The organism is Legionella gratiana, assembly GCF_001467695.1.
GTDB lineage: Bacteria > Pseudomonadota > Gammaproteobacteria > Legionellales > Legionellaceae > Legionella > Legionella gratiana.
Genome location: NZ_LNYE01000006.1, coordinates 118,660 through 132,174 on the forward strand (window position 1 = coordinate 118,660; position 13,515 = coordinate 132,174).

Here is a 13,515-nt window from a genome sequence, read left to right on the forward strand (position 1 = left end):
TAACGTGAGTTTCGGATAAAGAATCTATTTAGATCCAGTCGCCATCTCGAACCGTTCGGGCTGAGAAGGCATTTATGCTGTCTCGAGGCCCTTAGCACAGAACTTGAAAATTCGTACTAAGGCCTCGAGACAGCGCGATGCGCTTTCTCAGAAACGGTTTGAAGTGAAACCACGTTCTCTTATACGAAACTCAAGTTAATTTATCCATACTATAAATATAGTACTAAAACGGTTCTATATCTTTAGAACACGAATAGTACCTTATTGTTAAGGAGTGATGCAAATAAAATATTCAAAACACAACAATTGATTTGGCCAGACTATTAAATCGTGACCTACTTGAACTATAGGTATTATATAACGTATTATCTTCTTTATTGGGTTAAAAATAGTTGCACTACGATTTCATGGAACAAAGATTCATTAGGAGCAAGACCATGACAACTGAGCATTATCCGGTCTCACTTGTCAGTAATCGCCTCGACTCGGGAACTTCGCTTATCCCGCAGGGGTACTATCGCTCTAAATTATTTATCGCTCCTTTTTCTACTAATGCCTTGGTTGCCGCAGCAGGCCCTCTTTTATCGTTATTGGAAAGACTTTGTCTCAGTCCATCACTTCCTCCTATTGAAAACATTAGAGATAACATTGAGCACGAACTGCTTGCGTTTCGAAGCAAAATGGATGCATCTAAGTATCCTATGGATTTTATTATTATTGCCCATTATTTAATGACCGCAACTATAGATGAACTCATTGGTAAAAATTACATGCGAGTATACCAAATAAATGCCGAATTTAAGGCCTTTACACCACTAACCAATGAAGATGTTCAACCGCAATACCGTTTTTTTGAAATTCTTAATTACATTAAAGAACGCCCGAATCAATATCTCGATCTCATTGAATTAGTTTATTTTTTTCTGATTGTAGGTTTTGAAGGACATTATCATCTTAAACCCGATGGACGACAAGCTTTGGACAACTATATTGAAGATCTGTATCAGATAATACAACAAAATCGTTTTCATCAACCACGTCGTTTATTTAATGAAAATCCTCTACCTAAAACGGTTAAGAAAAGTTATAAGACGGCCATTATCACTCTAATTACAGCCGTAACTTTAGTAGTTTTTGCTTTTTTTACAAGCCAATATTTATTGGAAAATAAAGCAAAAGCAGTTCTATTTGGCCACTCCCAACTTGCTCTTCTGGAGAGCTAATGGATAATTCCTTACGCGCATTATGTGATGCTATAAAAAAAATACTTTCCCAGTTAAAGCCCCAAAGTCATCAACTCTCTTTTATAGTGATTACGGGGAAAAATGCTCAAGGAAAATCTGCCTTATTGAAACAAAGTAACATGGAGGAAATACCGGTCTTTAGCGAACAACATGCAAAAGTCTATTTTAATCAGCAAGGAATCATGATTGAGTTAGGTGAAAATTGGTTAACCAACAGTAAAACTCTCTTGCTTAATACGTTAAAACAGTTAAATCGTTGTAACTCATATCTGAAAATTACCGGCATTGTATTATGTGTCGATGTAAACGACTTACTCATTGCTGATCCCGCGCAATTTGCGGAACAAAAGAAAGCTCACCTACAGTTGTTAGAACGATTCGGCACTAATTTGGGTTATCCTGTTGAGCTTGCCCTGATATTTACCAAAATGGATACCTTAGCAGGTTTTACTGAGTTTTATCAATCCGAGCATGCGACTGATTTAGCAAAGCCTCTTGGTTTTTCTCTTGACTGCATGAATGAACCAAAGAAAAAGAAAGAAGCTTACTCGTTACAAGTTAATCAGCTGATAGAACAACTGAATCAACAAGTCATCCATAAAATGCACCCCGCTCGCTCCACAATGAGACGTAGCTTGATTCGTGAATTTCCATTACAAGTAGCCGGTTTATGTACGCCAATTCATGCGTTAATACATGGCATATCAACCAAGTTATTTAATCTTCATTCTATTTATTTTACGAGTGCCGAACAAGGTGGTATCAGTATTGATCGTCTGAATAAAAAAATTCAGCACGAGTATGCATTAGTAGTCCAAGATACTTTTCCTCAAGCAACCAATTTCAGGGCCTATTTTGTTGAAGGAGCCTTAAAAACAATTCAAGAGCACTGCAGCCAAATTCCGCATACACGCAAGTTTTCACAAAAAACTATTATTGCAGCAACAGCAAGTATTGCTGGAATTAGCTTGCTGATTTTAAGTTACAATCATTATAAAACAGCACACTTACTGGATGAAGCCAGTAAAGAATTACTTGTCTATGATGTACTCAATAAGCAACAGGATAAACAAAAACAAGCTCTGTATCATTTATCAAATGCAGCTCAAACAATGAGTCGAATTCCGAGCAACTCCTTATCACTTCCAACAGTGCATCAGCTAAAAAATAATTTGCAAAACGGTACCGACAACCGCCTGTATGGTGACTTTTTATCTTCTCTAACGAATGAACTCGAAGAAGTTATTAATAATCCAAGTAATACACCGATTATTCGCTATAATGCGTTAAAAATTTACTTAATGCTGAGTCAACCAGAACATTTTTCAACCATACAAGTACACGATTGGTTTGCTTCTCATTGGAACGATCAACCGGAAATCACTTTAAAAAAACATTTGACTCTATTAAAGCGGCTCTTAAATAAACCACCAAAAAATATAATAATCAAACAACAAATCATTACCGATGCTCGTAATTATCTTAATGCTTTGCCTACAAGTTATCTGTATTATTCTATTGCCAAAGAGTCTTTTCCTAAAACAAAACAACAAATATCGATTGATGGATTTGTTCTAGCCTCAAATGAATTACCTGTTTATTTCACTCGAACAGGTTTTGACGAAGTGATACAAAGAATTCCAGAGATTAATCATACATTGCAAAACGAAAATTGGGTCCTTGCACGCAATGACTTAGGCCAATTACAAGATATGCTGATTCAGGCATATTGCTTTGATTATGTCACTTGGTGGCAAACCTTTATGCGTAAATCACAACCGTTCCATTATCAAGATTATCAAGCAGGACGCCAAGTAGTTAAGAATTTAGAGCAATCTCATGCATTAAGCAAAATAATAAGCTTAATTCAACAAGAAACCAAGGCAGATTTGACCAACAACACGTCGCCTTTTAATCAGTTTATTGCTAGTCAATTTACTGACTTGAACTTAATGAGTCATTCCAGTGCGCAAGAACTTAGCCTAAAAATCGTTGATTTAGAACGCTTTATTTCTACTTTATCGATGATAAATGATGGTGGAAAAACTGCATTTAATATCACAAGAACACGATTCGCTAGTGATAATGCATCGGATCCAGTAAGCTTACTCTACAATCAAGCAAAACTTTTACCTGAACCTTTAAGTATTTGGTCAAAACAATTAGCGAGCGATGCCTGGAGTATTTTAATCAAAGACAGTCGCCAATACATTAATCAGCAATGGCAGCAAACCGTTTATCGAGACTTTCAAACCACAATTGCTAAACGCTATCCTTTTGATTCTTCACAAAATGAGGAAATAGCAATCCATGATTTTAATCGTTTCTTCTCCACTCACGGAACATTAAATACATTCACTGAAAACTATGTGAAGCCTTTCTTGGATATTTCCAATGCAGAATGGAAACCAAAAGCGATTAACGATACCGTATTACCAATCAGCGCCGAAACATTAGATGCACTGATACGAGCCAATATTATTACCAATATGTTTTTCCCCGATCGTGGTGAAGAAAGTAAAATTGATTTCAGTCTACAAAAAATCAGCCTTGACCCTGTAGTTGCAAACCTAGAATTACAAATTGGCCAAACTAAGTTATCGGATAACCAAGGGAGTGAGTCGATGACTCACTTTATCTGGCCACAAACCAATGCAAAACTTGCTCTTGATTCTATTGAAGGGAATCACTACGAACTCGCTGAACAAGGAGTGTGGGCAATATTTAAGCTTCTAGAAAAAGTAAATGTCCTCATTGATGAACAAGATAGCTCCAATTTACAAATTCTTTTTGAAGTGAACAGCAATTCAGGTCGCTATTTATTAAAAACAAATAATCAAGTTAATCCCTTCACACCAGGAATTTTAAATGGTTTTAACTTGGAAGAATATATTGTTTAGTCGCTGAGATCACTCCTTAATTAACGTGAGTTCGACATAAAAGCAAATTATTTCCTAAATAATGGTTTATATTTTAAACACAAAGAGACAGATTCCTTCCGATTATATATACTAAGCATTCTTAAATAAAAAAAGGTTCCATTTATGCGTACGTTTATTTCATATTTACTTATTGCATTATTAAGTTTTGGGCTTCTAATTAATGAAGCATCTGCTAAACGTTTCGGTGGGGGTAGAAGCTTTGGTGTCCAACGCTCACAGAGCAGCTTGTTCTCACCCAATAAAACACAAAAATCGAGTGTTATCGGACAAAGCACTAAAAACTCGAGTAGATGGGGTGGTTTATTAAGTGGCTTATTAATCGGTGGTTTATTAACCAGCTTATTTATGGGTCATGGCGTTACCAGTGGAATTTTATCCTGGTTAATTTTAGGCGCTATTCTTTTCTTTGTTGTTGGATTCTTCCGCAGGAGAATGCAGCCTGGTTTTCAAACAGGACAATCTAACAGCCCATTTAATCAAAATCCTTTAAATAATTTTACTCAATCATTTAGCAATAGTTCCATGGGGGGCAACAATAATGGTGCCGAATACCCTATTGGTTTTGTTCCTGAAACTTTTTTACGTGAAGCTAAAGTAACTTTTAATCGTTTGCAAGCTGCTTATGATCAAAAAAACCTTCAGGATTTGAGTGAATTTACTGCACCAGAAGTATTTGCAGAAATTAAAATGCAATTAGATGAGCGAGGCGATGTTCCTAATAAAACGGAAGTTATCACTTTAGACGCGGAATTATTGGATGTTTCAAGACAATCTAATTCATTGATTGCGAGTGTCCGCTTTACAGGATCGGTTAAAGAAAATGACGAAGCGGTAAGCCAACTCGATGAAATTTGGCATTTCCGTCAATTTCCTAACAGTTCTCAATGGCTAGTAGGAGGCGTCCAACAAGAAGTATTTCAACCTTGAGAATTTATGCGTTCCCAAAGTAAAAATAAAGTAATTATATCGAACTAGTTTCATTTTAGAACTGGATAGCCGTAAACGTTCACGCCTCATATAATGGCGTCAACTTAAGGGAAAGATGAGGTTTCGAGGAACTCACGGTTTCGAAAGAACGTCACCCTCCGCGAAAGCGGAGGGTCTAAATAACTTGCTAAACAGTCAGCGCTTTGTTTTTAGAACAATTGTGCTTTTATATTAAGGCTTTTGATTGAGACCCCCCGCTTTCGCGGAGGGTGACGATTTGACTAGAAACGAAGATTGGTCCTTAAGTTGACGCCATTAGCTGAACGGATACGGAGGATCGCCTTCATTTAGCGACATAAAAGCAATTCCTATGTCTTTTATGTCGCGCTCACGTTACTTATGCAAATGAATCATAGACTCAATATCTTCTTCAAGATCCTCAGGGAGCGTCTTTGCTTCTTGATCGACTTGAAGATCTTCAGAGATAGTATTAGCTTTTTGTTCTTCTTGAAGCTGTTTTAATGGCACGAAATTGCCCAGGTACTTTCTGAGAGCCGACTTTATCTACATTGGCTGACTCGGGTAAAAGTTTTTTAAGAGCATTCGCTACTTGTTGCGCATCATTTTCACTCATAGCAGCAGAAACAATTTGAAGTCCTGCTCCATTATTAAAGCCATTTAGAATCCTAGATTCAAACTGCACATGATTGCTTGTATTGTTATTGTATAATGTTTGAAAAAATAGTCTTACATCTTCTTCGTTCATCTTCATTACTCATATAAAATAAAATTTATTACTCTCTAAAACTCAGAGATGGGATCAAGAGAAAGCGCTTTCGGGGAGAATGATGCACTTTCAAAAACCGAGAGTTGATACCGAAACTTCATCCTTACTCAGGTTGCCTTAAGTTGGCGCCATTACGTGAATGCTTACTCTGAAATAGAACAGGCCATCATTTGATCAAATTAATTAATTTATACCCAATAAATAATTATTATATGTGATATGAAAATTACAAATAATATTTTATTTTCAATAGATTGAAGATAAGTTTGCATTATCTTAAAAAAGGAAGTTGACCTCTATTACGAAAGTCTATTTCACTGAAATTAGGAGATTAGGTTAAAATTAACGCTCAGAATAAATAACAACCTGATTTTTTCCATTTTGCTTTGCTTTATATAATGCTTGATCCGCGTAATTTATAATATCATTAAAATCATGACTATGATTCAAATTCGAAATTCCAAGACTGATCGTCACATGTACTTGTTGATCATTGATTTTAAAAGCATAGTTCGAAAATTGAAGACGTAAGTCGTTGCAAATTTTTTGGCAGTTTTCAAGATTTGTACCAGGCAATATCAGCACAAACTCCTCGCCACCGTACCGTCCAATAATATCTTGATTACGTAAACTCATCATGAGCATAGAGGCAAGTTTTTTAATTACAACATCGCCAAAAGGATGGCCATAGGTATCATTAATTAATTTAAAATTATCAATATCAATCATCACAAAAGAAAGCGATGAGTTCTGTTGTTTTGCTCTGGTAATTTCAATATTTAAACGATTTAAAACACTTGAATGATTTAATAAACCCGTCAAACTATCTGTGGTCATATAATAATTTAAAATACTTGCGCGATTTGATCGCGATCTGACTGCAGAAACTAAATCTTGGGGCGAAACAGGTTTGGTAAGAAAATCATCCCCACCTAAACTAATTGCCGCTAATTTCTTGTTTTTATCATCTTCTGTAGAAAGAAAAATAATGGGGATTTTCGTGTATCGTCTATCCTTGCGTAGTAGCATTGCAAGCTCTAAACCAGAACATTCCGGCATATAAATATCCATCAAAATTAAATCAGGCTGAAATGTTTCAAGCTCTTTTAACAAATCCAATGGTTTTGTAATAGCCCGAGTAATCATATCCGCTTGTTTTAAAATCAACGAATAAAATTCAGCCAAAGATTGTGAATCATCCAGAATTAAAATGCGATAGGTTTCATTAATTGGGGAAGTACAATTTAAATTCACTTCTTGTATCATGTATGAGACATCGAGCGGTTTTTGAAAAAAAGCAACACAACCAGCACGTATCGCAGTGAGTCGAGGTAGTAAATCAGCATTAGGAACAATACAAAATAATTGAATGAGCCTCGTCTGTTGTTTTTCTAGAGTAGCGAGATATTCAAGGGAGCTTTTATTTAAATAGTTGGTATCAATAATTAAAGCAATCGGTTGCTTTTTCTGAATGAAGTTCTGTAATGATTCCATATCTTTTATATGTTGCGTCTCATAACCAGCCTGTTTCAGGCCAGCCCTGAGTTCATTAACCAATTCCATTTCCTGTTCCAAAATATATACTAATCTATTGTCCTCAGGTTTGGTTTCTGCTTTAAACATGTGTTGTTTTGGGGAATCTTCTTGAGCCAATACCGTTTTTAATTGATTAAAATAGGAAGTAATTTTTTCTCGATCTTGATCTTCTAATTTTCCACGAGCTAGAATGTTCTTTAATAATAGTTCCATCTGCCGAGCTATCTTACTCAATTCCAAATAACCATAGGTCCCAGCTGAACCACACAAGCTATGTACATTGCGATGGAACTCTTGAAAACCGGCCAAATCCCATCGTTTGAGTTGAGATTGCCATTGCAGCTCTAGATTATAAATTCGCTCTGGAAGCTGCTTACGATAGACCATAAAAAGATTATGTAATTTTTTCTGTATATTCTCATCCATTATATTTTAACCATGCATTGTTTATTGACATCGCAAGAGTCAAAGGGTCAAAAGGCTTTTTAATAACATCAATAGCACCTATCGATTTATACTCCGCTATTTCATTACTTTGTATTTTAGCAGTCATAAATATAGCGGGTATTTCCATAAACTCGGGATTCTTCCGTAATTCACATAACGTGGTTGGCCCATCCTGTTCAGGCATCATTACATCTAATAAAAGTAAGTCCGGAATAAATTCCTTTGCTGCCTCAATAACTTCTTTTCCATTAGAACAATATCTTACTGTAAAATCACCAATGTCCTCCAAAGCAATTTGTGCAATCGCTCTTATGTCTTCTTCATCTTCTGCATATAAAATTTTTTTAAGCTCTTTAGGCATTTTGTATTCCTTAATTAAGTTTAACCTAGAAAAATCAGTTGAGTCCTATTGCTTTTCTAGGTTAAAGCAGTTTTTTAATGGTATTCAGTAAAATTTCATTTGAAGAATTGGATTTAAGCAACGCTTGACTCACAAATTTGGAATAATCTTTGTTTAATTTGGTATCAGAAAATACGAGCACTGGTGCATGGTATTTTGATATCGTTGGCAAAATTTCTATTCCATTTCCATCCGGCAACAACAAGTCTAAGATAATCAAATTATATTTGTCTTTTTTTAGTAGCTCTTTCGCTTCTTTTAAATTATTTGCCGTAGATACCTTCGCATGTTTTTCAAGAAGTGCCTCTACAATTTCTTGAGTGTCCTTATTATCTTCAACATGTAATATATGAGGCATATTCTGAGAATCTTTTTTTTGTATTTTACTAATTGCCATGAGTAACTGACTAAAATCAATCGGCTTATCTAACCAATCTACTATTGAAACAGCATCTCCATTTGATAACTCTCTTCCCTCCTGAGCAATGACTGAAAGTACTATAATCGGCAAATTCATCGTATTTTGATTCGTACGCAACTCTCTAATGAATGAAATTCCATCTTGATCGGGTAATATTAAATCCAACAAAAGCGCATGATACTCCTGATTTTCTAATAATTTTCGTGCATCCGCAGCAGTAAGAGCTACATCAGCAATAAAACCAGCAGACTCTAAAAGTAATTTTAGATAATTGGCCTGATCGCTATCATCGTCACAAATCAGCACTCTCTTGCCCGTTTCTTGAGTTGATCGCTTATTTATTTCACAGGAGAGCAGTGGTTGCGGTGCTAGCGGTAAGTCAAAATAAAAAGTAGTGAGATCATTGGGATTACTCTCAAAATGTAACGATCCTTTCAGTTTTTCAATAATTGTCTTGCTGATATTCAACCCCAAACCCGTTCCACCTTTTCCTCGAGTAGTTGATGAATCTCCTTGAGAAAATTTTTGAAAAATGCGTGACTGAAATTCAGGTGATATACCATCGCCTCTATTTGAAATGGACACCCGTACTGATGAATCCACTCGTTTCACCGCTACAGCAACCGTTTCATTTTCATAAGAAAACTTGCAGGCATTTGAGAGCAAGTTTGCTAAAACCTGCATCAAACGACCAGAATCTACTGTAACTAAATAGTCTTCATCAGTTGGTATGAATTCAATTTTTACGCTAAACTTTTCCGCATACATTTTATTAATATCAATGGACTCTTTGAGTAGCTGATTTAATTCAATCACTTCTAAATCAAAATCCATTTTCCCTGCTTCAATTTTTTCTATATCTAAAATATCATTAATCAACAAAAGTAACCGTTCGCAATTGTTATTAGCTATTTCAAGTAATTTCTTTACTTTTTCAGGGAATTCACCCATGACCCCACTAACCAATAACCCCAGAGAACCACGTATGGAAGTAAGAGGGGTACGTAATTCATGACTTACTGTAGAAACAAATTCATCTTTTAATTTCTCGGTTTGTTTCAGATCAGTAATATCATGGATGACAATAACAGCACCTAAATTACTCCCCTCTGAATTAATAATTTTTTGCCCGTCAATCACTACATGACGCATCCCATCGTTTTTAGTATGCATTATTAATTCAACACCACGAACACGCTCCCCATTTAAAGCGCGCTTGAGTGGAAATTCATTCGGACTAAGTGGTGTATGATTTATCGTAAACAAACTGAAATAATCCGATATATTATTAATATTTTTATTTACCTTATTTGAATTAATATACGTTTGAATGGTATGGTTTAATACAGTTATTTGACCTTCAGCATTACACGCGATGATTCCATCCTCTAAATTATCAAGCATTGCATTAAGAAATTCTTTCTCATTTTCCACAGCAAGAATCATTTTTTTATAATAACCAGATGCAGTTAGTGCAATTGTAAAAATTAAGATACTGATGCCCGTAATAAAATAGGCCAAATAGCTTGGCTCAATTGCCAAATTTTCGTCAGCCATAACATGGTGTAATAAATTGGGTGTAAATACAGCAGCTGACATCCCTGTGTAATGCATACCACAAATAGCCAGTCCCATGAGTAAAGAGCTTATGACTTTCAAATTAAATTGTCTTTTACGTGAACCATAATTGCTTTGCAACGCCAGCCAAATTGCGGACTCTGCAGCGGCAATTCCGATGAGAATCGAAAGAAAAAACAAACCTGGCACATAATGAATATTTACATGTATCTTCATTCCTTCCATGCCCATATAATGCATGGTGGAGATAGCAAGACCAACAATTAATCCACCTAACGCAAAATGCGCGGGGGAGTAATCTTTTTTCTGTAAAATAAATAAAGCTAAAGCAGAAGCAAGGATAGCAACAATCAATGAAGCAACAGTCCAACCTACATCATATTCCATAGGCATAGGCAGGATAAAAGCTAACATCCCAACAAAATGCATCGCCCATATTCCCGCCCCCATAGCAAAAGCCCCGCCAGCAAGCCAATACATTCGAATTTGATTATTTTTTTCAGAGCGCAGACGACCTACAAGATTTAAAGCAACATAAGATGCAAAAACCGCTATTACATAAGACAAAGCTACTATCTTCAAATCATAACGGCCATTTATTGCATCAACTGGAATTGGAGTTATTTGAAACCATTCAGAAAATATGTTCATTATTACTTCCTGTAATAGTAACTGCTGGAATTTAATTTACTTCAAGCATCCTTTCAGTAAATTATAGTAGAGTCATAAACTAAATTGCACCCTCTGAAATCGTCCAATAATTGTCAATAGCCTTAAAAATCTCTATGAATTGTTTATAATCAGGCGGTTTTACAATATAACCTACCGCTCCCCTATCGTAAGCATTTCTTTTTTCAACCGCCCCATTGGAAGTAGTAAATACAATAACTGGAATATTTTTGTAAACCCGGTTTTTTTTAAGAGCATCTAAAAACTCCATACCATTCATGCGTGGCATGTTTAAATCTAGAATAATCAAGCAAGGTTTACCATAGCTGCTAAGATATTTTAAGGCTTCCTCACCATTTTCTTTTATAATGAGTTCATTACAAATTTTTAGTTGTCTAAAAACCCGTTGCACTGCTCGTTGATCAATTTGATCATCTTCTATGAGTAGCACTGGTTTGGTTGAGTACAATTTATGCCTCTCTTATTTTTTCTTTATTTAAAGTAAAATAAAATGTCGTTCCTTTACCCACTTTTGAGTGAAACCAAATTTTTCCATGATAAAGTTCTACAATCTTTTTAGAGAGCGTTAGTCCAATGCCCGTAGACTCCTGGCTGTCTTTACTTTGTAACGTTTGAAAAAGTTCAAAAACTTTCTCCTTATAGTGTTCATCAATCCCTATACCATTATCTTTTATAAAAAACTCCAATTCCTTTGCATGTTCAACCATACCGATTTCAATTTTTCCATGTTTTTTATCATTATATTTAATGGCATTATTGATTAAATTTTGAAAAAGCTGATAAAAATGTGTTTTTACTCCATAAATGAGCGGTAGATCCTTTTGAATTTTAATGTGTATCTGCTTAGGAGGGATTAAATCTTCTTTGATCTCTTGCAGAATCTTATTTAAATCGATCGGCTCTAATTCTTCATCTATACTGCCAATACGGGAATAAGCTAAAATTCCATCAATTAAAGCTTGGAGACGCTTGACTCGATTATCAAGTAGTCCCATATATTTTTTACCCTCCTGATCTAATTTATCTTCATATTCTTCAACAATCCACCCCGAAACAGTGGCAATTCCCCGTAAAGGAGCTTTTAGATCATGAGAAACCACATAAGCAAAGCGCTCTAATTCCTCATTACTTTTTTTAATTAAATCTTCGGACATCTTTCTTGCAGTAATATCAATCACGGAGGCTAACACAAAAACACCTGATTCTGTTTTTAAGGGATTTAATCCAATTTCAACGGGAAACTCCGTCCCATCACTTCTTAACCCATAAAGATCACGACCAACACCCATGACTCGTGCCTGAGGTTTCTTTAAGTAAAAATTGCGATATTGGACATGTTCATTACGTGCACGGTGTGGGACTAAGTACTCTACTTTTTGGCCAATTAATTCTTCTTTCTTATATTTAAACATCTTAAGTATTTGTTGATTGGCCAGTTCAATTTCACCCATTTTGTTTACTATCAAAATTCCAGCTGGAGCAGCTTCAATAGCTAAACGGAATCGTTCTTGTTCTTTTTTTCTTTCTGTAATATCCACTACCGAAGCGAGTACGAAACTACCTTCTTCAGTAATTAAAGGATTTAACCCAATTTCTACAGCAAACTCAGAACCATCTTTTCGCTGTCCATATAAATCGCGTCCTTCACCCATCGCTCTAGCTTTAGGCTTTTCAAAAAAGTCAATTCTATATCCAGGATGTTTGGCTTTAAATCTATTAGGAACCAGAATTTCAATTTGTTTGCCTATTAACTCATGCTTTTCATAGCCAAACATTGTTACAATTTGCGAATTTAATAACTCAATAGCACCAGCGCGACTGACCATAATCATCCCAGTAGGAGAAGCTTCCACGGCTAATTCAAATTTCTTCTGTTCTTTTGTTACAAATGGAATTTCTCGAGCAATACTAGCAGCACCTATCACCCTACCGGAATAATCTTTGATTGGAGAAATAGAAATAGAAACTTTGATCTCTGTACCATCTTTTTTGAGGCGAATGGTTTCATAATGATCAATTGTTTCGCCTTGTTTAATTTTAGCTAAAAACTGTTCGACTTCTTGAGTCTTATCTGAAGGAACAATCTTTTTAATCGATTGTCCTATCATTTCTGCCGCTTTAAAACCATACATCATTTCGGCCGCTTTATTCCAGCTTGTTGTAATTCCGTCCAGATCTTTACCAATAATAGCATCGTTACTGGATTCAATTATGGCAGCATAAAAAGCATTTTCTTGGAACGTTTTGTTTGTTGATGTTTTTTTTGCAGTCATATCAAACTGAACCATTTCCCTGTATCGTTTCATTTTAGACTATCATATAAGTATGAAGTTAAAAATGAAAATCAACAACTTAGAGTTAATTACAGAAACCACGAGTTTCTTAATGCAAAACTCCTAAGCCTATAATGCCAGCAATAATCAGATAAATTGCAACTATGTAATTTAATAACCGTGGTAAAAGTAGTATTAAAATTCCAGCAATTAATGAAATAATAGGTGTAATATGGATCGTAAGCATGTTTTTTCTCTCTTCCGTGAATG

Annotated in this window: 10 protein-coding genes; 3 read left to right on the forward strand and 7 right to left on the reverse strand. The window is 35.4% G+C overall.

Features of this window, described 5'->3' with window-relative positions; all coding sequences use genetic code 11:
* The first annotated feature begins 437 nt into the window (after positions 1-437).
* The 3 genes from icmH to Lgra_RS03035 all read left to right on the forward strand — a co-directional run bounded on the left by icmH (position 438) and on the right by Lgra_RS03035 (position 5,113).
* Positions 438-1,223: a type IVB secretion system protein IcmH/DotU gene (gene icmH, locus Lgra_RS03025; RefSeq protein WP_058497811.1), complete on the forward strand. Its 786-nt coding sequence runs from the start codon at positions 438-440 to the stop codon at positions 1,221-1,223.
* Entirely contained in the window at positions 1,223-4,144 is a 2,922-nt protein-coding gene (icmF, locus tag Lgra_RS03030) for a type IVB secretion system protein IcmF (RefSeq protein ID WP_058497812.1), read from the forward strand. The genes icmH and icmF overlap by 1 nt, the downstream gene beginning before the upstream one ends.
* A 144-nt stretch (positions 4,145-4,288) precedes the next feature.
* On the forward strand, positions 4,289-5,113 hold the full coding sequence (locus tag Lgra_RS03035) for a Tim44 domain-containing protein (protein ID WP_058497813.1): 825 nt from the start codon (positions 4,289-4,291) through the stop codon (positions 5,111-5,113).
* 490 nt (positions 5,114-5,603) lie between these two features.
* On the opposite strand, the gene Lgra_RS03040 is transcribed toward Lgra_RS03035, so the two are convergent.
* From Lgra_RS03040 to Lgra_RS17375, 7 genes are all read right to left on the reverse strand, one after another.
* Entirely contained in the window at positions 5,604-5,879 is a 276-nt protein-coding gene (locus tag Lgra_RS03040) for a hypothetical protein (RefSeq protein WP_058497814.1), read from the reverse strand.
* 363 nt (positions 5,880-6,242) lie between these two features.
* Complete coding sequence (locus Lgra_RS03045; RefSeq protein WP_058497815.1) at positions 6,243-7,862, reverse strand: diguanylate cyclase; 1,620 nt, start codon at positions 7,860-7,862, stop codon at positions 6,243-6,245.
* Positions 7,855-8,244, reverse strand: coding sequence for a response regulator (locus tag Lgra_RS03050; protein WP_058497816.1), 390 nt, complete (start codon positions 8,242-8,244; stop codon positions 7,855-7,857). The genes Lgra_RS03045 and Lgra_RS03050 overlap by 8 nt, the downstream gene beginning before the upstream one ends.
* Positions 8,245-8,305: 61 nt before the next feature.
* A complete protein-coding gene (locus Lgra_RS03055) occupies positions 8,306-10,933 on the reverse strand; it encodes an MHYT domain-containing protein (protein ID WP_058497817.1) in 2,628 nt (875 codons plus the stop codon).
* A 79-nt stretch (positions 10,934-11,012) separates the two neighbouring features.
* Positions 11,013-11,420 carry a response regulator gene (locus Lgra_RS03060; protein ID WP_058497818.1) on the reverse strand — a complete coding sequence of 136 codons (408 nt, stop codon included), beginning with the start codon at positions 11,418-11,420 and terminating at the stop codon, positions 11,013-11,015.
* A 1-nt stretch (position 11,421) separates the two neighbouring features.
* Positions 11,422-13,278 (reverse strand): PAS domain-containing sensor histidine kinase, encoded by a 1,857-nt coding sequence (locus Lgra_RS03065; protein WP_058497819.1) that lies wholly within the window; start codon positions 13,276-13,278, stop codon positions 11,422-11,424.
* 76 nt (positions 13,279-13,354) lie between these two features.
* A complete protein-coding gene (locus Lgra_RS17375) occupies positions 13,355-13,492 on the reverse strand; it encodes a DUF3096 domain-containing protein (RefSeq protein ID WP_083502843.1) in 138 nt (45 codons plus the stop codon).
* Positions 13,493-13,515: the final 23 nt, after the last annotated feature.

What these genes read in the sequence shown, in the direction of transcription:
- Lgra_RS03050 (WP_058497816.1), bottom strand. Translation starts at nt 8,244, where the DNA reads ATGCCTAAAGAGCTTAAAAAAATTTTATATGCAGAAGATGAAGAAGAC.
- Lgra_RS03045 (WP_058497815.1), bottom strand. Translation starts at nt 7,862, where the DNA reads ATGGATGAGAATATACAGAAAAAATTACATAATCTTTTTATGGTCTAT.
- icmH (WP_058497811.1), top strand. Translation starts at nt 438, where the DNA reads ATGACAACTGAGCATTATCCGGTCTCACTTGTCAGTAATCGCCTCGAC.
- Lgra_RS03055 (WP_058497817.1), bottom strand. Translation starts at nt 10,933, where the DNA reads ATGAACATATTTTCTGAATGGTTTCAAATAACTCCAATTCCAGTTGAT.
- Lgra_RS03040 (WP_058497814.1), bottom strand. Translation starts at nt 5,879, where the DNA reads ATGAACGAAGAAGATGTAAGACTATTTTTTCAAACATTATACAATAAC.
- icmF (WP_058497812.1), top strand. Translation starts at nt 1,223, where the DNA reads ATGGATAATTCCTTACGCGCATTATGTGATGCTATAAAAAAAATACTT.
- Lgra_RS17375 (WP_083502843.1), bottom strand. Translation starts at nt 13,492, where the DNA reads ATGCTTACGATCCATATTACACCTATTATTTCATTAATTGCTGGAATT.
- Lgra_RS03065 (WP_058497819.1), bottom strand. Translation starts at nt 13,278, where the DNA reads ATGAAACGATACAGGGAAATGGTTCAGTTTGATATGACTGCAAAAAAA.
- Lgra_RS03035 (WP_058497813.1), top strand. Translation starts at nt 4,289, where the DNA reads ATGCGTACGTTTATTTCATATTTACTTATTGCATTATTAAGTTTTGGG.